Below are 19,086 nucleotides of genomic sequence, written 5' to 3' on the forward strand. Positions count from 1 at the left end.
CGCGCCAGGTCATGTTTACGTCGCAAGCGTGTCATTCCCGCTCGCAACCAGTCCGAATGTCCGCTTCCGACCCGTTGCGGCGACTTGAGTTTCCGCTAGAATTCCAGCGTTGCAGGACAAGCAAGTAAGAATCAGGGGCGCAAACACCCTTGATTGAAGACCGCCGATCTACAGACAGGGCGATCATGAATCCGATTTCCAGGCATGACTCTCTCAGCGCGTCAGGCGGCACTGCAGATTCATCCTGCGCCCCTTCCATTACACCTGCGCGCAATGGCCTCGCATCGGGAGAGCTGGCTTTTTCGTCAGCGACCGACCTGGCGCAACTGATTCAGCGAAAACAAGTCAGCTCGTTGGAACTCACTCAATACTACATCGAGCGCATCGAACAATTCGATAAAGTGTTGAATGCCGTCGTAGTGAGGGATTTCGAACGCGCACTGGAAGCGGCGAAGTTAGCCGATGAGTCTCTTGCTCGGGGACACCGACTGGGATCGCTGCACGGCGTCCCGATGACGATCAAAGAAGCCTTCGACGTTTCTGGATTGCCAACTACGTGGGGCGTGCCGGAGCAACGCGACAACCTCGCCCTGGACGACGCAACGGTTGTCGAGCACCTGAAGGCAGCCGGCGCCAATTTCATGGGGAAAACGAACGTCCCGCTGCGACTCGCGGACTGGCAGAGCTACAACGACATTTACGGAACAACCAACAACCCCTGGGATACGCAGAGGTCGCCGGGCGGATCTTCTGGCGGATCGGCCGCCGCGCTGGCGGCCGGTTTGACCGGCCTGGAATTCGCCTCCGATATCGCTGGGTCGATCCGAAATCCGTCTCACTTCTGTGGTGTGTATGGGCACAAGCCCACGTATGGAATCGTTCCAACGCTTGGCCACAATCCTCTTGGCGTCGTATCCGCGCCGGATCTGAATGTCGTCGGGCCCATGGGGCGAAGCGCAGAAGATCTGGAGCTGGCTCTGGATGTCGTAGCGGCTCCTGACCGGTTCCGCTCATCGGGCTGGAGACTGGTGCTTCCACCGCCGAAGGCGCGCACGTTACGAGGCTTGCGCGTCGCGATTTGGCCGAAGGAGGATTTCGTTCCTACCTCTGTCGAGATATCGGATCGCGTGCAGGAAGTCGGAGAAGTGCTTGCTCGGGCTGGCGCGGTAGTCTGCGATCTGGCGCGCCCTGAAATCTCTCCAAGGCAATCGCACAACACCTATTTGAACCTGTTGGCATCGGCAGGGCTTGTTAACCTTCCCGATGAATACTATTCCGCTATCCAGAGCGGGGCTGCAGAGCTCGATGCGAACGATGGGTCGCTGTTAGCGGTACTTACACGTGCCCGCGTACTGGATCATCGAAGCTGGTCCGATCACGATGAAGCGCGTACCAACGACCGACTGCGGTGGCGCGCCTTCTTTAACGATTGGGATGTGGTGATATGCCCGATTTCCGCAACAACGGCCTACGAACACGATCATCGGCCCAGGCTTGAGAGAGTTCTCACCGTCGACACGGCACTGACTTCGCATTACGAGCATTACTTTTGGGTAGGTCTTGCGACCGTCGCCTATTTGCCCAGCACTGCTTTTCCCAGCGGATTGTCACGCGATGGGCTTCCGATCGGTCTGCAGATCATCGGTCCGGAATATGGCGATCGGACCACTATTGAAGTAGCCCGACTCATCGCACAAGAGCTTGGCGGTTTTCAGGCGCCGCCTGGTTTCGGGGCTTAACACCCACGGCCGAGCGTCTACATTTGGCCGGAAACGGACCTAAGGCGAAGTTGGCGCAGCCCCTCCAGGGGTCTTGATCAACTTCCAATCTGCCTGCGAAAGTTGCGACTACTGGATAAGGGGCCGCCAGTGGCGACTGACAGTTAACGCGCGTAGCCGCGTTGGACCAACCACGCCTGTTGGGGCATAAGAGCCCGAATGGAGCCCACGCAATCTTCTTCACGCATCAAGGACTCTGCGTCAGCCCTGTTTGACGAGCGTTCGTTTGCCTATTGAACTGTTCTTGCGTGCGGTGGGTCTTGCCAGGCCGGGGATCAGGAAGTCAGTGACGCTCCGGCCATACTTCGTCTTCTGGGTCAGCCACAGCGGCATCCGCCCACGGCCCGACCAGGTGTTGCGCTTGTTCTCTGGGTCGCGGTACTTGGCAGCGACCTTGCTCGCCTTTCGCCGCGACGCGCGCTTTTTACCGGCAGTTTCGGCCACCGGCTGATCCCCATAGAGTTCCTCGATCGTATAACCGTACTGAGCAGCGAGTGCGATCACTTTTCGACGCACCAAGGCGATGGAGCGACGGCTGGATATCAACTGTCTCCGCTGCTCCGCGGCGATCAGAAGGGAATTCAGTTCCGACAGGTTGAGCTTCTCGATATCGATATTCATGCCGCAAAGGGTCCAGCCACACCTATCAACCTGTCAAGCAACAACGCCGATGGTCTGTGGGAATGCGCTTCGGCCCGGAAGCTGCAGCCAGTCGGAGTTGGGGCTGCCTCACCTGGATATCCCCGCACTGCTGGATTCCAAAATCGTATTTATCTTTGCGATCAGACCAGGATCGGCTTGGTCCTGTCCGCCGTGGGTGCGTAGCTAGGCCGGCTCCGAGCCGGAGCGGGACATTGAGGCGCTGGATAGAGACTGACGATGCCACCCACCGATTGGCTCACATGAGCCAATGGCCCAGACCGCCGATGCACCTTTCCCAGGACAAGCCCAGGTGCTGCCCAGGCGTCCATCCAGTCAGTTGACTATCTACCTACCAATAGGTAGGCTAAATTTTCCTCCTACTGAAACGACCCCATGGGCATCTCCCCTATCGGCTGGCTCCACACACTGGGAAGCCTCCCCGCGATCCCTCTCGCCGCTTACATGTTGGTCAAGCAGGGACGGATCGCCCCTGAAACCAAAGCAGGGCGCGCCTACTTCTGGTTCATGCTGTTAGGGGTGCTCACGGTCTACCCGATCGCGCATCAAGCCATCAGCTCGATCGTCGCGACCGTCACCCTTGCGGCGCTTCTTCTGGGGTATGCCCTCTCACGATGGCCGACGGCACCGCGCTTGTGGAAGTACATTGAGACGGCCTCACTCAGCCTCAGCGTGTTCCTGCTGATGGTCCCCACCGTAAGCGAAACCTTGCGCCGGCTCCCGGTGGGCAAACCGCTAGTGACCGATCTGAAGGACCCGCTTTTGCTCGGTACGCCGGGCGCGCTATTTTTGGCGCTGATCGTCGGCACCGGGTTGCAGATGCGCGCGCTGTACAAGCACAAATCCATTCAAAGCAAGGCAGGCAGTTGATGTCCCCATCCAGATCCGATCCGCAGTCGCCGTACTCGCCCAAAGCCCAGCAGATCATTCAGCGAACGAATGAACTGCTGGCCTCGGGCGGCTACAACGGCTTCAGCTACGCGGATATCGCCGAGTTGGTTGAGGTGAGAAAGGCCAGCATCCACCATCATTTCCCTACCAAAGCGGATCTGGTGAAGGTAACGGTCGTCCTACATCGGGACGCAACCCGGCGTGGCCTGCAGTCACTCGATCAATCGATGCCCGATCCTCTGGAGCGACTCATGGCCTACAGTCGTTTTTGGGCGGAATGCATTGAACAATCCAACCCTCCGATCTGCATTTGCGCTGTGCTGGCCGCGGAACTGCCGGCTGTTCCGGCCGAAGTCGCGGACGAGGTCAAAGGGCATTTCAAAGATCTGCACGCCTGGATTGCCGCGGTCATCGAGGAAGGCCAGTCGACCGGCAAGATGCAATTGACCGACACTCCGTCGGCCGAGTCCTCCATGTTCATGGCCTCGATACATGGCGCCATGCTCGCCGCCCGGGCCGCGGGCGACGCGTCGCTGTTCTGGGACATCGCCAAGCTATCCACCGATCGTCTGAGAAAGGCGTAGCGCCGGCAGGCAGTCAGCGGAAAGCAGCCGGGCGATCCCGACAAAGCGGCGCGCGCCATGCTCCAGATCATCGAAACCGACTCGCCGCCCACACCTGATGCGCTCAACGCCGACTGAGCGACAGCGCGGCGCATGGGTGGCGATGCGGTTACGACCCGAAGCGGGCCTTGGCCGCGATGCCGCGCACGGGCCGCGGGACTAAGGCGCCGGCGATGATACTTCGGCCGACTGAGCCTGCAGGAAGACCGCCAACTGGGCTTCGAACGCGCGCTGGTAAGCGGGCCGCGCAGTCGCGCGGGCGACGAAAGCGGCGAGGTTCGGAAACTCGTCCACGATGCCGGAGCTTTGCAGCCGCAGCAGCACCGTCGCCATCAACAGGTCGCCTGCGCTGAAAGCGCCATCCAGCCAGTCGGCATCGCCGAGGCGGCGGGAAAGCTCGCCGAGCCGCCGACGCACGCGCTCATCCAGCATCGTCAGGCGCTGCACATACCAAGTCTCCTCGCGTTCGAGAATCCAGGCCATCGAGCGTTCGACGATAGGAGGTTCCACGGTATTGAGCGCGGCGAACATCCAGGCGATGGCGCGCATCCGCGCGTTCGCGTCGGTCGGCAGCAGGCCCGAGTGGCGCTCGGCGAGATGGAGCACGATCGCGCCCGATTCGAACAGCGCAAGATCGCCCTCCTCATAGGTCGGAATCTGCCCGAAAGGATGAAGCGCCAGATGTTCGGGCTGCTTCATGTCGCTGAAGGAAAGCTGGCGGACCTCGTAAGCTTGTCCGAGCTCCTCGAGCGTCCAGCGAACGCGCATGTCGCGCGCCAGGCCCTTGCCGCGATCGGGCGAGCGTTCAAACGCGGTGATGGTCGGGATCATCGGTTTCCTCCGGTTGATTCAGCGTCGTGACTGCGCGTTACGCGGTCCATTGCAGCGGGCAACCGGACGTACCCACCCGGGCCCCAGCCTGCCTTTCTTGTATCGACGAATGGCCGGACTGGAAATCGACACGGGTCCCGGCTTTATCTGTTCTGTGGCCGTGGGGTCCGCATTTGGTCTGAAGCGGACATGCTGCAATCGGAAATTCCGGTGTCCGGCGCGAACTTGAAAGAACGCGGTCGCGGCTTGCGCCGCTCCTACAGGGCGAAACGGGCATTCGCGGTTGTTTGTGTATCGCGCCGCCGCATGGAACCACCCGCTCGGCGCATCGCGCTGGCATTCGCCGGCCCGCGCCACGATGGTGGGCTTGTCGCCGGGAGTGATCGTCGCCCTGCCGGATCTTTCGCGCCAACCATGACGCCCGCGGGCCTGCCGTCCACGACCATCGTGGAAGCGTGCAGACGCGGCAGTTCGACGGCCGCCGCCGCATGCTGTATTTATCCCACAAACGCAGTCACCTACAGCCTCATGCGCCACTCAAACATAGTGTCCGTCCCCAAGGAGCGAGTCGCGGGTCGCAAGGTGCACGAGCGATGCGTATGGGGCTGCGCCCGCTCCGGACGAGTCCGCTCGCAGGGCTGTTCTGTCTCGATCCCCGGCAACGGGACGTCGCTCGCGCAGGCATACCCATGATTCCGTCTCGCGCCGGGCGGCGCGTGCTTCCGCCGTTCTGGCTGCCCGTGCTCGCAGGCCTTCCGTTAGGAGCATGCCTGCTCGTGATGGCCATTCCGATCCTCGGCCACGGCGATGCCACGCTGGCGCGGACGCTGTATCTATCGGCATTCGTGCTTTGGGTGCTGCCGTTGACCCTCCTGCAGCGACGGCTCTGGCGACGCGGCGTGCCGGTATGGAAAATCGCCCTGGTCCTGCTGGCGGCCACCTACATGATGGCGCTGGCCACGCGCCTGCTCAGCATCGTGCTACAGACGTTCCCGTCCGGCAATCTGGCACGGCTCGCGGCGCCGGGCGTGTTGGACGCATCGCTGCTGTTTCGTGGACTGGAAGGCCCATGGCTGGTGCTGGTGGCGTACTGCGCGGTCCATGCGGTGGTGACGTACTACGCGGAACTGCGTCGCGAACAGGCCGAACACCTGGAAGCGCGGGCGTCGGCGAGCGATGCGGAACTGCGGGCCTTGCGTTATCAACTGCAACCGCACTTCCTGTTCAACACGCTCAACGCGATCTCGACACTGGTGGCCGAGGAGCGCGGCGCACAGGCGCGGCAGATGCTCGCGCGGCTCGGCGATTTCCTGCGCTGCGTGCTCGAAGCCCGACAAGGCCATGAGATCGCGCTCGCCGAAGAAATCGCCATGACGGACACGTATCTGGAAATCGAGAAGGCCAAGCTGGGCAAGCGTCTGACGGTGTCGTGGCAGCTCGGCGACGGCGTGCTCGCCGCGCAAGTGCCCTGCTTGCTGTTGCAACCCTTGGTGGAGAACGCGATCCGCCACGGCATCGCGCCGCGCAGCGCGCCCGGCCGCGTCGACATCCGTATCGCACGCGACGCCGAGTGGCTGGACATTCTTATCGGCAACGATCTGCCCGCACCCGGCGAATCAGCGCCACGAGAGGACGGCCGTAGCGAAGCGGTGGGCCTGGACAACGTGCGCGCCCGCATCGCCCGCCTGTACCCCGATCGCGCGACGCTGCATGCCGGAATCGGCGACGACGGCCGCTACCAAGTCAGGCTGAAATTGCCGTTCAACACCGAACCTGCTCACATCGGACCTGCTCACGCCGGGTCTGGACCTGAGGCGGTCGCGTGATCCGCGTTTGCGTGGTCGACGACGAACCCCTGGCGCGACGCGGCGTCGTTTCGCTGCTCGCCGCGCTCGACGATATGCAAGTGACGGCCGAGTACGAGGACGGGACCACGGCGCTGGCGGGGCTGCTGGCACGGCCGCCGGATCTTGTCTTCATGGACGTGCAGATGCCCGGTATGAACGGCCTGGACGTGTTGGCCGCACTTCCGTCCGAGCGCCGGCCGCTGTCCATCCTGCTCACGGCGCACGACAGCTTCGCGGTGCGTGCCTTCGCCTTGAACGCGGTTGACTACCTGCTCAAGCCCATCGACGATCTGCGTTTCGCCGAAGCGATCGAACGAGCGCGCCAGCTGCTGCGCCTGCGCGCCATGGACGACGCCCGCGCCGTCGCGATCGCACCGACGAAATACTTGCAGAAATTCACGGTGCGGATCGGCCATCGCACGTTGTTCATCAAGGCCGACAGCGTGGCGTGGATCGGCGCCGACGGTGACTATGCGGTACTTCACGCCGGGGAACGCACGTACATCGTGCGCGAATCGCTGCATCAACTCGCGACCCAACTCGACCCCGCGCGTTTCGTACGCGTGCACCGATCCTCCATCGTCCGCCTGGACCAGGTCGCAGAACTCCAACCGATGACCAACCGCGACGCGCTCCTGCGCCTGCACGACGGCACGCCTGTGCGCGTGAGCCGTACCTACATCGACTCGCTGCTGTCGGCGCTTCACGCGGCCGGCTGATCCGTACACCCCGGCACCCCCAGGGGCCGATACCGAACCGGCGCAGGCAACGCACGCTTCGCCGCTTCAGTGGTGAAACGCAGGAAATGCAGCGTTAGGTTGATGGCTCCTCACTGGAGCCCACCGATGTCAGTCACGCCCGTCTTACCGCTCGTGCGCAATCCCCTGTCGGCGGTGTGCGCGATCGCCCTGTTTTCCCTGGCGACGCCATCGATCGCCGCCGATACCTGCGACGCGCCCACGACCGATGCGGCCGCGGCCACTTCGCAACGCATGCTGCAGGCCTTGGTCGATACCAACGCGGTTCCGGGCATGGGCGCGGCCGTGTGGCGTAATGGTCACGTTGTCTGGACCGGCTGCGCGGGCTTGCGCGATGTCGAAGCGCGCAAACCGGTGCGGCGCGACACGGTGTTTCGTCTGGCCAGCGTGTCCAAGGTCATCGCCGCCACCGCGGCGGCGAAGCTGGCCGAGGAGGGCCGGCTCGACATCGACGCACCGGTAGGCGGCGTGCTGCCTTGGCTGCCGGCCGCGTGGTCGCCCGTGACGGTGCGCCAGCTCGCATCGCATACCTCCGGCGCGCCGCACTACGCCGGCAACGACCTCGACGTGCTCGGCCATGTCCGCTATCCCACGGCTCGCGATGCGGTCGGCATCTTCTCCGGGCGCGCACTCCTGTCCGCGCCGGGCACGTCCTACAGCTACTCGTCGTGGGGCTATACGCTTCTGGGAGCGATGATCGAGGCGACCTCGGGCGAGCACTTCCTCGACTACGTACGCCGCCACGTAACCGATGGACTGGCGATCGGCGCCGACGGTGACGCGTCCGCCAAAACCGCTTCGCAGTTGTACGCGATCGAACATGGCGCGACCGTGCGCATGCCGCGCACCGACATGAGCTACACCTGGCCCGGAGGCGGCCTTTCGGCCACGCCCGAGGCCTTGGCGCGGTTCGGTGGCCGCGTGCTCGAACACCGCATCGTCGGCACCGCGCGTTGGCGAGCGATGCAACAACCGACCCTGCTGGCCAGCGGCGCGGCCGCCCACGAGCGCGACTACGACATCGGTTTCGGTTGGCGGCTCGGCCGCGACGCCGACGGCGATCGCATCGCCCACCACGCGGGCATCACCACCGGCGCGCGCAGCGTACTGATGCTGTGGCCCGAGCAGGACACCGCCGCCAGCGTGCTGTCGAACGCGTTGTGGGTGTCGGCGATGGAACCCACCGCCCACCTGCTCGCGGCCCCGTTTCGCCCGCGGCCGCCCGGCCTGATCGCGGCGGATTGTCCTGCCTCGGGTCGCATGACCGCGACGTTGAAGGCGGCTCGCTTCGATCTGCAGGCTACGTTCCGTTTGGAGCGCGGCCGCTGCGTCGGCGAGCTGGCCGCGCCCGCACCGCTGCGCGAATACTTCGCCAAAGCGAGCGCATGGCCAAGCCGCAGCTTGCGCATCGTCGCAATGACAAGCGACGGCACGCTGTCGCGCGCCGCGCTCGCTACTCCGTTCGGACTGTACGAACTGCGAGCTGTGGCCACGCAGCAATGGTCGGTCACGCTCAATGGCGGCGCGGCGCTGGAGCTGGCGATACAGCCGGAAGATGCGACTGAAGGATCCGCGCTTGCATACGAATCAGTTCTGGCTTCAGGCCGCTAAGGGAACCTTCATGCATCGATACATACTCGCCATCGCGCTCGCCGTGTCCGCACCTTGCGGCGCATCGGCCAGCGACGCTGCAGACAAAGAGGCCATTCTGTCCGTGGCCGCCCGGTTCAAGAACTCCATCATTGAAAAGGACCGGCGGGCGTTTCTTGATCTGTTCCTGCATAACCGCGTCACCTGGCAATCGGTGACGTCCGACGAGCGCCATAAGCTCGACAAACTCGAAAAACCTGCTGCCGAAAGAGCCGCCTATCGGCCCGAGAAGAACCCGGAAAGCTTCATTGACGACATCGTCGACAGTCCCGCAAAGATCGAAGAAACGTTTGAAAACATCGTGCTGGACACGGACGGGTCCGCGGCGTCGGTTGCCTTCAATTTCAAGTTCCGACGCAACGACAAGGTCATCAATGTAGGCCGAGAGTATTGGCTACTGGTCAAAACTGACGGCGGCTGGAAGATCGCATCGGTTGTCTGGTCCAACAATACGCCGCCTGCACCGAACTAGCCGCTTGACCATTCGTTAGATCAGGACCCGCTCCGCCGAGCAGTCGAGCATCTACCTGTAGGAGCGGCGCAAGCCGCGACCGCGGGGTATCCAGTTTGCGTCGCAGGCCAGGATTCGTGGTCGCGGCTTGCGCCGCTCCTACAGGGGGTTACCCGCAATCGTTCAAGGACTCAGCGACTCCGCATGCCGCACCTGCCCTTCCCCACGCACCACGAATCGCTCGATGGTCAGCGACTCCACACCCATCGGTCCGTAGGCATGCAAGCGTGTGGTGGAGATGCCGATCTCCGCGCCTAATCCAAGCTGCCCGCCGTCGTTGAAGCGCGAGGAGGCGTTGACCATCACCGCCGAGCTGCGGGTGCGGCGCACGAAGGCTTCCGCCGTGGCCGCGTCGGCGGTGGCGATGACTTCGGTATGGTCGGAACCGAAGCGCTCGATATGGGCCAGGGCCTGGTCGAGGTCATCGACTACGCGCGCGGCGATGATCAGATCCAGGTATTCGGCGGCGTAGTCGGCTTCATCCGCCTCGCCGATGTCGACTGATGCTGCGCTCGCCAGAGCGCGGGTGCGTTCGCAGCCGCGCACCTGCACGCCGCGCGCGGTGAGTGCGGCAAGCGCACGCGGAACGAAGTCCGCGGCGATATCGCGGTGCACCAGCAGCGTTTCCAGCGCGTTGCACACGCCCGGGCGCGAAGCCTTGCCGTCCACCAGCAGGTTCAAGGCCAGCTCGGCATCGGCGGCGCGGTCCACGTAGAGGTGACATACCCCTTTGTAGTGCTTGATCACCGGCACGCGGGCGTGCTCGGCGACGAAACGGATCAGGCTCTCGCCGCCGCGCGGAATCGCCAGATCGATCAGGTCCGACAGCTGCAGCAGTTCCAGCACATGCTCGCGCGCGGTGTCTTCGATCAGCGATACCGCAGCAATGGGCAGGCCGCGTTCGCGCAGCGCCGCATGCAGGCAGGCGGCGATGGCGGCGTTGCTGGCGCGTGCTTCCGAACCGCCGCGCAGCAGCACGGCGTTGCCGGCTTTCAGGCACAGCGCCGCAGCGTCGGCGGTGACGTTGGGCCGGGCCTCGTAAATCATCGCGATCAAACCCAGCGGGACGCGCTGGCGTTCGATCACCAGGCCGTTCGGCCGGGTATCGCGACGGGTTACGGTGCCGAGCGGGTCGTCTTGGGCGGCGACTTCGCGCAGCGCCGCGGCGATTGCGGCTAAACGCACGGGATCGAGCTTGAGCCGGTCTTGCATCGCCGCGCTCAGTCCGGCGGCTTGGCCGCGCTGCAGATCTTCGGCATTGGCCGTCAGGATCGCGTCGCGTTGCGCATCGAGCTGGGCGGCCATCGCCTCGATCAAGGCCCGACGCGCTTCGCCGTCGAGTCCGGCCAGCACCAGCGAAGCCGCGCGCGCTTGTTCGGCCAGATGGCGAACATAACCACTCATAGAGATGCCTCGTTGGATTGCGCTTGCGCGGTGTCGCCGTCGGCGGATTCGGGCGGCGGTGCATCGTGGCCGATCAGCACCAGATCGTCGCGATGCACCAGCGATTCGCCGTAACGGAAACCGATCAAGGCTTCGATATCGCGGCTGTGGCGGCCCTTGAGCTTGCCGACCTCGATCGAGTTGTATTGCACCAGGCCGCGTGCGAGCACCGCATCGCCCTCGCCCGCTGCGCGCAGTTCGACCACGTCGCCTCGGCGGAATTCGCCTTCCACCGCGACCACACCACCGGGCAACAACGAGGCGCCGCGCTGATGCAGCGCCGCCGCCGCGCCGGCATCGATACGCAGACAGCCGCTGGCCGGCGCGTGGCGCAGCCATTGCTTGCGCGCGCGCAACCGGTCGGTGCGCGCGGCGACCAAGGTGCCGTGCAGCGTGCCGGCGCTCAAGGCGTCGACCACTTCGGCATCGCGACCGCAGAACAACGCGGTGGCCACGCCGGCGGTGGCCGCTTTCGCCGCCGCCTCCAATTTGGTGCGCATGCCGCCGGTGCCGAGCGCGCCGGCGCCGCCGCTGGCGGCGAGCAACAGCTCGGGCGTCACCGCACTCACCCGCGCGATGGGCCGCGCGTTGGGATCGCGCTGCGGATGGCCGCTGTACAAACCGCCGATGTCGGTCGCGATCAACAGCAGATCGGCATCGACCAGGGACGCGACCGCCGCGGCCAGATTGTCGTTGTCGCCGAGTTTGAGTTCGTCGACCGCGACGGTGTCGTTCTCGTTGATGACCGGCAAGGCGCCCAAGCGCAACAGTTCGCGCAGCGAGGCGCGCGCATTGAGATATCGGCGGCGATTGCGCAGGTCGTCGTGGGTCAGCAGCACCTGCGCGACCGGAACGCTGGACAGTTGCTGCCAGAAACCGATCAGCGACGCCTGGCCCAGCGAAGCCAGCGCTTGCCTCAGCACCAGACCGTTGCCGCCCGCGTCGATGCGGCCACGGCCGGCCGCGACCGCGCCGGAAGACACCAGCACCACCTCGCGCCGCTGCGCGCGCGATTGTTCGATGAAGCGCGCCAGGCCCGCGGCATAACGCGGATCCAGACCGCCGCCGCTCTGATCGGCGAAGCCGGCCAGCAGGCTGCTGCCGACCTTGAGCACGGCGCGGCGCCAGGGCGGCAAAGGCTGCGCTGCGAAATCCTTTGCCGTCGTGCTCATGTCAGTTCCTGCAAGCGTCGCTGCAAGGTGTCCAGACGCAAGTCCGCGGCCGCGCCGGGCGAGACGCGCGCGGTCAGGCTGGCCTCGGGATCGCCCTGCGCCCAGCGCGCCGGATCGGCGGCTTGTTTGTAGGCGTCGCGGAACGGCAGGCCTTGGCGGGCCAGATCGACCGCCAGATCGGTCGCGTACATCGACGGGTCGAGCGCGGCGCGGATCTTGTCCGGCTTCCATTCCAGATTGCGCAGCAGATCCGGCAGCAGTTCCAGCGCGCCCATGCCGCGGCCGAAGGCGTGGAAGATCGCGCCTTTGGAGAACTGCAGATCGCGGTGATAGCCAGAAGGCAGCGACAGTAGATGTTCGATCTCGGCGCGCGCGGCGGCGACGCTGGCGTAGCTGGCGCGCATGAGTTCGATCACGTCGGGATTGCGCTTGTTCGGCATGATCGAACTGCCGGTGGTGTACTCGGCCGGCAGCGCGACGAAACCGAATTCGGCGCTGGTGAACAGGCTCAGATCCCAGGCCAGCCGGCGCAGGTCGAGCACCGCGGTCGACAGCGCGTCGATCGCGCCGAGTTCGAACTTGCCGCGCGACAGCTGCGCGTACGCCGCCGACACCTGCAGCCGGCCGAAACCGAGCGCGGTGGTGGTGTGATCGCGCGCCAGCGGCAGATTGACGCCGTAACCGGCGGCGCTGCCGAGCGGATTGGCATCGACCCAATCGAGCGTCTGCCGCGCACGCACGGCGTTGTCGATGAAGCCTTCGGCCCACGCGCCCCACCACATGCCGGCGCTGGACACGACCGCGCGCTGCAAATGGGTATAGCCCGGCAACGGCAACGCGCTTTCGGCTTCGGCGCGGGCCAGGGCTACTTCGGCGGTTTCGCGGCACAGCGCTTGCAGTCGATGCAAGCGATCCTTCAACCACAGACGGGTGGCGACCAGTATCTGGTCGTTGCGGCTGCGGCCGGTGTGGATCTTGCGGCCAGCATCGCCGAGCCGTTCGATCAGGCGGCCTTCGATCGCCGAATGGCCGTCTTCGAAACGCTCATCGAGCACGAAGCGGCCGGCCTTGAAATCCTCGGCCAGGACATCGAGTTCGCGAGACAGACCTTCGAGCTCCTCGACGCTGACAATGCCGATCTGCTGCAAGCCCTGCGCATGCGCGCCGCTGGCCTGGATGTCGAACAGGAAGAACTCGCGGTCGAGTATCACGTCCTCGCCGGCGAGGAAGTGCTGAATACGCGCGTCGACCTTGACGCCGGGTTTTTGCCAAAGCAGATCGGACATGGGGCGCTCGGGTCAGTCAGGACAAAGGGTTCAGGTGAGAAACGATGTGATTCAGCGCATCGGCCGGCGACAGTTCGATGCGTTCGCCGCTGGCGCGGCGCTTGAGTTCGACCACGCCGCGGCTGAGCCCGCGCTGGCCGACCACGATCTGCCAAGGCAGGCCCAGCAGGTCGGCGCGTGCGAACTTCACCCCGGCGCGATCGTCGGTGTCGTCGTGCAAGGCGTCCAATCCGCGCGCTTGCAGGCCCGCAACCAGATTCGCACAGGCCTCGCCGATCTTCGCATCGTCCGGGTCGAGATCGATCACGCCGACGTTGAACGGCGCGACCGCGTCGGGCCAGACGATGCCGGCTTCGTCGTGGCCGGCTTCGATGATCGCGCCGAGCAAGCGCGACACGCCGATGCCGTAGGAACCGCCGTGGATCGGGCGCTCCTCGCCTTCGGGCGTGGTCACCAGCGCCTTCATCGGCGCGGAATACTTGGTGCCGAAGTAGAACACCTGTCCCACCTCGATGCCGCGGGTGTGCACGCGCTGATCGGCCGGCACTTCGCGCTCGAAGCGCTCGATGTCGTGGACGTCTTCGGTGGCTGCGTAGCGCGCGGTCCACTGCTGGACGATGCCGCTCAGATCGCCGTCGTAGTCGGTGTCTTCGCCGGGGATCGGCAGATCGAGCACGGCGCGGTCGCAATACACCGCCGATTCGCCGGTCTGCGCCAGCACCAGGAACTCGTGCGACAGATCGCCGCCGATCGGGCCGGTTTCGGCGCGCATCGGGATCGCGCGGATGCCCATGCGCGCGAAGGTGCGCAGGTAGGCGACGAACATGCGCTGGTAGGAACGGCGCGCGGCGGCTTCGTCGAGGTCGAAGGAGTACGCGTCCTTCATCAGGAATTCGCGGCCGCGCATCACGCCGAAGCGCGGGCGCTGTTCGTCGCGGAACTTCCACTGCACGTGATACAGGTTCATCGGCAGCGCGCGGTAGGACTTGACGTTGGCGCGGAAAATCGCGGTGATCATGTCCTCGTTGGTGGGACCGTACAGCAGCTCGCGCTCGTGGCGGTCCTTGATGCGCAGCATCTCCGGGCCATAGGCGTCGTAGCGGCCGCTTTCGCGCCACAGATCGGCCAGTTGCAGCGTCGGCATCAGCAGTTCCAGCGCGCCGGCGCGGTTCATCTCATCGCGGACGATGGCCTCGATCTTGCGCAGCACCCGCAGCCCGGCCGGCAGCCAGGAATAGATGCCGGCCGCTTCCTGGCGGATCAGCCCGGCGCGCAGCATCAGCCGGTGCGAGGCGATCTGCGCATCGGCGGGGTTTTCTTTCAGTGTCGGCAGCAGGTAACGCGACAAACGCATGATGACTCCCAATTCCCTCGACCAACGACGCACGCCCCACCCCGCCACCGCGTCGCAATTCCCCCCTTTGAAAAAGGAGGCCAGGGCGGATTTGTTTTTGCTCTTGCTTCACAGCAACAGCAACAGCAAATCCCCCACGTCCGCTTCGCGGCTGTTCGCCCCCTTTTTCAAAGGGGCAACGGCACAGGCTCAGGCCAGCTCGACCTCGATCCCAGTCAACTCGTCGAACCCGAACGCCACATTCAAATTCTGCAAGGCCTGGGTCGCCGCGCCCTTGAGCAGATTGTCCAAGGTCGACACGATCACCACCCGGCGGCCATCCTCCGACAAGGTGAATCCACCGATGTCGACATGATGCTTGCCGGCGATCTTGCTGACCCATGGCGCGTCTTCCTGTACCCGCACCATCGGCTCGCCGTCGTAATGGCGGTGATAGTGTTCGACCAGTTCCTCGCGATCGAACCGCCGCGACAGATGCAGGTTGGAGGTGATGGTGAGTCCGCGGAAATGCGCGGCCACGTGCGGCATGAACTCGATCGGATGCCCCAGGTGCCGGGTCACTTCGCGCTCGTGCATATGCCCGGTCAGCGCGTACGGCATCAGATTGTCGCGCAGCTTTTCCGGATCGTTCTTGTCCGACGGCGTGGTGCCCGCGCCGGAATAACCCGACACGCCGAAGCACTGCACCGGCCCTTCCAGCACGTTGAGCAGCGGCGCGATCGCCAGCTGCATCGCGCTGGCGTAACAGCCCGGATTGCTGATCCGCCGCTGGCCGTGATAGTCCTTGCGGGTCAGCTCCGGCAGACCGTAGTACCAGTGGTCGTCGAAGCGGTAGTCCGCCGACAGATCGATGACGACCGGCTCGGCGCCGACCGCGTCGAACGCGGCCACGCAATCGGCGGCCTTGCCGTTGGGCAGCGCCAGCACCACCGCGTCCGCGCCCTGCCCCGGTAGTTCTTCATGGCTGGGCGAGCTGTAGCGCAGGTCAGGGTTCTTGGCCGCGTACTGGGGAATATGATCGGTCAGGCGCTGACCGGCCAGTTCGCGCGAGGACACGAAGGCCAGTTCGAACTTCGGATGCGCGGCGATCAATCGGATCAGGTCGGCGCCGACGTGTCCGCGCGCGCCTACGATGCCTAACGTCTTAGCCATGGGTCGGCGTTCCTTGGGAAGGCTGGTCCAGCTTGTACTGCAGATTACGCTTTACCGCCGGCCATTCGTTGTCGATGATCGAAAAAGCGACGGTGTCGCGGGGGCTGCCGTCGGCATGGCGGCGGTGATTGCGCAGCACGCCGTCCTGCTTGGCACCCAGCCGCGCGATCGCGGCGCGCGAAGCCAGGTTGAACCAACTCGTCTCGAACCCCACGGCGATGCAGCCCATCGCTTCGAAGGCATGGCCGAGCAACAACAGCTTGGCCTGGGTATTCAAACCGGTGCGCTGCACCCGCGGCGCATAGAAGGTGTAGCCGATCTGGACACGCGGTACCGCCGGATCCATATCGTAGTAGCGGGTGCTGCCGACCACCTCGCCGGCCGCATCGAGCACGGCGAAGACCCAGGCCACGCCCTTGGCCTGCATCGCCAGCGCGCCGTCGATGTAGGCGTCCACACCCCCGGGCGCGGGCACGTTGGTGTACCAGGCCCTGGCCAGCTCGCCGCCGGCCAGCGCCGCGCGCAGACCGTCGGCGTGGGTGCGGGTCAACGGCTCCAGCGCGACATGCTCGCCGCGCAAACGCGGCTGCTCGCCCCAGGCGACGCCGTATTCGCTCATCGCTCAATCCTCCAGCGTCGGCGCGCGCCGGCTCGAATAATCGACACAGGCGGCGATCTCGTCGAAGCCGTTCATGCCGTACCAGAACACCTTCCACTTCTCCTGCTTCAGACAGCCGTCGGATTCGGAGTAGTAGAACGGATTGACCGCGTTGCCGTGGCGCGAACGCCAGAATACGCTCGGATTCTGTTCGCGCATGACCTGCCACACCGCGCGGCCCAGGCCTTCGCCCTGCGCGTCGTCGAGCACCGCGAACTTGTCCAGATAGGTGCGGCCCTCGGCCTCGATCAGGATCACTGCGGCGCGGTAGTTCTGGCTGACGTAGGCCTGCTTGAGCGTGGTGCGTTCGAAATAGTCGTCGATCAACCGACGCCCGAATGCCGATTCAATCAGCGAACGCAAGCGCGCCAGATCCAACTGATCCCAGCGCTGCGTCTGCAGCACCCGCTCGCCGCGCCGCACCAGGGTGCCCGAGCCTTTGTGGGTGAACAGTTCCTTGGCCAGTTCTGACGGCTTGGTGATCGATACCGACGAGGTCAGCGGCAACTTGTCGAGCAAATCCTTGATCTGCTCGATCTTGACCTTCATGCCGCCGTTGATCCACGGCTGTTCGATCAGGTGCTCGTACTCGGTCGACAGATTGATCGAATCGATGACCTTGCCGTTGTCGTCGAGCAGCCCGCCGGTGCCCGTCAGGAACACGATCTTGTACGGCTGCAGCACCTGCACCAGTTCGTTGGCGGCGAAGTCGGCGTTGACGTTGAGGATCTGCCCGCCGGCGGTTTCGCCCAGGCTGGCGATCACCGGAATCGAACCGGCCTGCAGGCTGGCCTCGATCGGCGCCAGATTGACCTTCTTGACCTCGCCGACCAGGCCGTAGGTGTCGCGGTCCAGGTACTCGGCTTCGAACACGCCGGAGATGATCGAGGTCGCGCGGCCGTCGCCCGACTGCAACGCCTCGACCAGCTTGAGGTTCTGCGACTGGAACACTCGGCGCACGATCGCCAACGCTTCGGGCGAGGTCACCCGCAGGCCGTTGACGGTCTGCTTGACGATGCCGGCGGCCGACAGTTCCTCATCGAGCTGCGGGCCGGCGCCGTGGATCACGATCGGGGTCAGACCCACGTCCTGCAGGAACGCCAGCGACGAAGTCAGCGCGGCCAGGTCGTCGCGCAGCACCGCGCCGCCGACCTTGACCACCGCGAAGCGCTTGGAGTCGAGCTGCGAGAAACGCTTGAGGTACTGCGAGATTTCCTTCGCGCTGGCCATGCTCGACAGCAGCCGCACGATGGTCTGGCGGGTCTGCAGGTGGGCATCCATCGAAACGCTCATTACGCGTTGCTCCCCATGATGCGCGCGACGCTTTGCGCGTAGCGTTCCAGTTGCTCCAAGGCGACCCATTCGTCGGCGGTGTGCGCCTGCGCGATGTCGCCGGGGCCGTAGACGATCGAGGTCAGACCGGCCGCCGAGAACAGCGAGGCCTCGGTCCAGAAGTCGACCGCGTTGCCGATCGGAAGATTCAGCGCGTCGGCCAGATCGCGCGCTTCCAGCCGGCGATCCTCGGCGGCGGCGACATCGCCGGCCGGCAGCGACGGGCCATTGAAGGTTTCTTCGTAACTCTCGATCACGTTCGGATCGATCAGGGCGCCGAAGATTTCGTGCAAGCCGTCGATCGATTGCGAAGGCAGCGGACGGAAGCCGAAACGCAGATTGGCGCTGGAGGCGATCATATTGGCCTTGATCCCGCCTTCGACCCGGCCGATGTTGAAACGCAGGCCGGTCAGCCCGCCGAAGCGCTGGTGCGACTGCGCTTCGACATAATCCAGAGCCTTGCCGCCCCAACGGATCGCCTGATGCAGCGCGCTGGCCTGCATGGCGTTGGCGCCGGAGGCGTGGCCGGCGACGCCGCGAAAGCGCATTTGCACCGAGCTGATGCCGCGATGGGCCAGCACCGCTTCGCACATCGTCGGCTCGGCCACGATGGCTTCCTGGAAGCCGTGCCCGGTGCCGAGAAAACCGGCGATGCAGCGCGCATCGTTGGCTTCCTCATCGGTGCTGAACAAGAACGCGGCGTCGCCCGTGGTGACCGCGGCCGCGGCCAACAGGCCCGCGGCGGCGCCCTTGATGTCGCACGAACCCAGGCCGATCGCCCGGTCTTCGGTCACGCGCAAGGCGTGCGGATCGGCGCTCCAGGCTTCCGAGGACGGCACGGTGTCCAGATGGACGTTGAACAACCGGCGCGGCGTGCCGCGCACGGCCAGCAACGACACCGCGCCGGCGCCGTGGTCGATCACCTCGACATTGAAACCGCTCAGCTGGCTGCGCAGGTAATCGAAGATGCCGTCGGTGCCGATCTCGCGCGGCGGATTGCGGGTGTCGTAGGACACCAGGGCCTGCAGATGCTTGAGGACGTCGGGAAGCATGAGTGGGGGCTCGTGGGGGCTTGGCGGTGATTCGGATGGGGTGCGGATCGTGCGATACACATCGGCCTGGCTTTCAGTCCCCTCTCCC

17 protein-coding genes are annotated in these 19,086 nt (G+C 64.9%); 7 read left to right on the top strand and 10 right to left on the bottom strand.

All coding sequences use genetic code 11. From position 1 onward, the window contains the following. Positions 1-185 precede the first annotated feature (185 nt). Positions 186-1,739: an amidase gene (locus ACTOWJ_RS00315; RefSeq protein ID WP_441332590.1), complete on the top strand. Its 1,554-nt coding sequence runs from the start codon at positions 186-188 to the stop codon at positions 1,737-1,739. 240 nt (positions 1,740-1,979) lie between these two features. Here ACTOWJ_RS00315 and ACTOWJ_RS00320 read toward each other — a convergent pair whose 3' ends face one another. Continuing rightward, the gene (locus tag ACTOWJ_RS00320) at positions 1,980-2,399 is read right to left on the bottom strand and encodes an H-NS histone family protein (protein ID WP_441332591.1); all 420 of its coding nucleotides are present in this window, start codon (positions 2,397-2,399) and stop codon (positions 1,980-1,982) included. A gap of 414 nt (positions 2,400-2,813) precedes the next feature. Here ACTOWJ_RS00320 and ACTOWJ_RS00325 point away from each other — a divergent pair, with 414 nt between their 5' ends. Both ACTOWJ_RS00325 and ACTOWJ_RS00330 read left to right on the top strand, forming a co-directional pair. Further along, entirely contained in the window at positions 2,814-3,308 is a 495-nt protein-coding gene (locus ACTOWJ_RS00325) for a hypothetical protein (protein WP_441332592.1), read from the top strand. Next, positions 3,308-3,913, top strand: a complete 606-nt coding sequence (locus ACTOWJ_RS00330) for a TetR/AcrR family transcriptional regulator (protein WP_441332593.1) — start codon at positions 3,308-3,310, stop codon at positions 3,911-3,913. Before ACTOWJ_RS00325 ends, ACTOWJ_RS00330 begins: the two co-directional genes overlap by 1 nt. Before the next feature lie 198 nt (positions 3,914-4,111). On the opposite strand, the gene ACTOWJ_RS00335 is transcribed toward ACTOWJ_RS00330, so the two are convergent. Continuing rightward, complete coding sequence (locus ACTOWJ_RS00335; protein ID WP_441332594.1) at positions 4,112-4,783, bottom strand: glutathione S-transferase family protein; 672 nt, start codon at positions 4,781-4,783, stop codon at positions 4,112-4,114. A 599-nt stretch (positions 4,784-5,382) separates the two neighbouring features. Here ACTOWJ_RS00335 and ACTOWJ_RS00340 point away from each other — a divergent pair. The 4 genes from ACTOWJ_RS00340 to ACTOWJ_RS00355 all read left to right on the top strand — a co-directional run bounded on the left by ACTOWJ_RS00340 (position 5,383) and on the right by ACTOWJ_RS00355 (position 9,510). Continuing rightward, positions 5,383-6,609 (top strand): sensor histidine kinase, encoded by a 1,227-nt coding sequence (locus ACTOWJ_RS00340; protein WP_441332595.1) that lies wholly within the window; start codon positions 5,383-5,385, stop codon positions 6,607-6,609. An 11-nt stretch (positions 6,610-6,620) separates the two neighbouring features. Further along, on the top strand, positions 6,621-7,349 hold the full coding sequence (locus ACTOWJ_RS00345) for a LytR/AlgR family response regulator transcription factor (RefSeq protein WP_441332596.1): 729 nt from the start codon (positions 6,621-6,623) through the stop codon (positions 7,347-7,349). A gap of 126 nt (positions 7,350-7,475) precedes the next feature. Beyond that, the gene (locus ACTOWJ_RS00350) at positions 7,476-8,999 is read left to right on the top strand and encodes a serine hydrolase domain-containing protein (RefSeq protein WP_441332597.1); all 1,524 of its coding nucleotides are present in this window, start codon (positions 7,476-7,478) and stop codon (positions 8,997-8,999) included. Beyond that, on the top strand, positions 8,965-9,510 hold the full coding sequence (locus ACTOWJ_RS00355; RefSeq protein ID WP_441332598.1) for a hypothetical protein: 546 nt from the start codon (positions 8,965-8,967) through the stop codon (positions 9,508-9,510). The genes ACTOWJ_RS00350 and ACTOWJ_RS00355 overlap by 35 nt, the downstream gene beginning before the upstream one ends. Positions 9,511-9,672: 162 nt before the next feature. On the opposite strand, the gene ACTOWJ_RS00360 is transcribed toward ACTOWJ_RS00355, so the two are convergent. The 8 genes from ACTOWJ_RS00360 to ACTOWJ_RS00395 form a co-directional block, all read right to left on the bottom strand. After that, positions 9,673-10,953, bottom strand: coding sequence for a glutamate-5-semialdehyde dehydrogenase (locus tag ACTOWJ_RS00360; RefSeq protein ID WP_441332599.1), 1,281 nt, complete (start codon positions 10,951-10,953; stop codon positions 9,673-9,675). After that, positions 10,950-12,164 (bottom strand): glutamate 5-kinase, encoded by a 1,215-nt coding sequence (gene proB / locus ACTOWJ_RS00365; RefSeq protein WP_441332600.1) that lies wholly within the window; start codon positions 12,162-12,164, stop codon positions 10,950-10,952. The genes ACTOWJ_RS00360 and proB overlap by 4 nt, the downstream gene beginning before the upstream one ends. Further along, positions 12,161-13,450, bottom strand: a complete 1,290-nt coding sequence (gene argH / locus ACTOWJ_RS00370; protein ID WP_441332601.1) for an argininosuccinate lyase — start codon at positions 13,448-13,450, stop codon at positions 12,161-12,163. Before argH ends, proB begins: the two co-directional genes overlap by 4 nt. Positions 13,451-13,466: 16 nt before the next feature. Continuing rightward, a complete protein-coding gene (gene proS / locus ACTOWJ_RS00375) occupies positions 13,467-14,804 on the bottom strand; it encodes a proline--tRNA ligase (protein WP_441332602.1) in 1,338 nt (445 codons plus the stop codon). A 189-nt stretch (positions 14,805-14,993) separates the two neighbouring features. After that, entirely contained in the window at positions 14,994-15,956 is a 963-nt protein-coding gene (gene argC, locus ACTOWJ_RS00380) for an N-acetyl-gamma-glutamyl-phosphate reductase (RefSeq protein WP_441332603.1), read from the bottom strand. Next, the gene (locus tag ACTOWJ_RS00385; RefSeq protein WP_441332604.1) at positions 15,949-16,575 is read right to left on the bottom strand and encodes a GNAT family N-acetyltransferase; all 627 of its coding nucleotides are present in this window, start codon (positions 16,573-16,575) and stop codon (positions 15,949-15,951) included. Before ACTOWJ_RS00385 ends, argC begins: the two co-directional genes overlap by 8 nt. A gap of 3 nt (positions 16,576-16,578) precedes the next feature. Next, positions 16,579-17,907, bottom strand: coding sequence for an acetylglutamate kinase (locus tag ACTOWJ_RS00390; RefSeq protein ID WP_441332605.1), 1,329 nt, complete (start codon positions 17,905-17,907; stop codon positions 16,579-16,581). Further along, positions 17,907-18,998 (bottom strand): acetylornithine deacetylase, encoded by a 1,092-nt coding sequence (locus tag ACTOWJ_RS00395; RefSeq protein ID WP_441332606.1) that lies wholly within the window; start codon positions 18,996-18,998, stop codon positions 17,907-17,909. Before ACTOWJ_RS00395 ends, ACTOWJ_RS00390 begins: the two co-directional genes overlap by 1 nt. Positions 18,999-19,086 lie beyond the last annotated feature (88 nt).

It is taken from the genome of Lysobacter sp. CA199, from assembly GCF_052078715.1.
Lineage (GTDB): Bacteria > Pseudomonadota > Gammaproteobacteria > Xanthomonadales > Xanthomonadaceae > Lysobacter.

What these genes read in the sequence shown, in the direction of transcription:
- ACTOWJ_RS00335 (WP_441332594.1), bottom strand. Translation starts at nt 4,783, where the DNA reads ATGATCCCGACCATCACCGCGTTTGAACGCTCGCCCGATCGCGGCAAG.
- argH (WP_441332601.1), bottom strand. Translation starts at nt 13,450, where the DNA reads ATGTCCGATCTGCTTTGGCAAAAACCCGGCGTCAAGGTCGACGCGCGT.
- proB (WP_441332600.1), bottom strand. Translation starts at nt 12,164, where the DNA reads ATGAGCACGACGGCAAAGGATTTCGCAGCGCAGCCTTTGCCGCCCTGG.
- ACTOWJ_RS00330 (WP_441332593.1), top strand. Translation starts at nt 3,308, where the DNA reads ATGTCCCCATCCAGATCCGATCCGCAGTCGCCGTACTCGCCCAAAGCC.
- ACTOWJ_RS00325 (WP_441332592.1), top strand. Translation starts at nt 2,814, where the DNA reads ATGGGCATCTCCCCTATCGGCTGGCTCCACACACTGGGAAGCCTCCCC.
- ACTOWJ_RS00390 (WP_441332605.1), bottom strand. Translation starts at nt 17,907, where the DNA reads ATGAGCGTTTCGATGGATGCCCACCTGCAGACCCGCCAGACCATCGTG.
- argC (WP_441332603.1), bottom strand. Translation starts at nt 15,956, where the DNA reads ATGGCTAAGACGTTAGGCATCGTAGGCGCGCGCGGACACGTCGGCGCC.
- ACTOWJ_RS00320 (WP_441332591.1), bottom strand. Translation starts at nt 2,399, where the DNA reads ATGAATATCGATATCGAGAAGCTCAACCTGTCGGAACTGAATTCCCTT.
- ACTOWJ_RS00360 (WP_441332599.1), bottom strand. Translation starts at nt 10,953, where the DNA reads ATGAGTGGTTATGTTCGCCATCTGGCCGAACAAGCGCGCGCGGCTTCG.
- ACTOWJ_RS00315 (WP_441332590.1), top strand. Translation starts at nt 186, where the DNA reads ATGAATCCGATTTCCAGGCATGACTCTCTCAGCGCGTCAGGCGGCACT.
- ACTOWJ_RS00350 (WP_441332597.1), top strand. Translation starts at nt 7,476, where the DNA reads ATGTCAGTCACGCCCGTCTTACCGCTCGTGCGCAATCCCCTGTCGGCG.
- proS (WP_441332602.1), bottom strand. Translation starts at nt 14,804, where the DNA reads ATGCGTTTGTCGCGTTACCTGCTGCCGACACTGAAAGAAAACCCCGCC.
- ACTOWJ_RS00385 (WP_441332604.1), bottom strand. Translation starts at nt 16,575, where the DNA reads ATGAGCGAATACGGCGTCGCCTGGGGCGAGCAGCCGCGTTTGCGCGGC.
- ACTOWJ_RS00340 (WP_441332595.1), top strand. Translation starts at nt 5,383, where the DNA reads ATGGGGCTGCGCCCGCTCCGGACGAGTCCGCTCGCAGGGCTGTTCTGT.
- ACTOWJ_RS00395 (WP_441332606.1), bottom strand. Translation starts at nt 18,998, where the DNA reads ATGCTTCCCGACGTCCTCAAGCATCTGCAGGCCCTGGTGTCCTACGAC.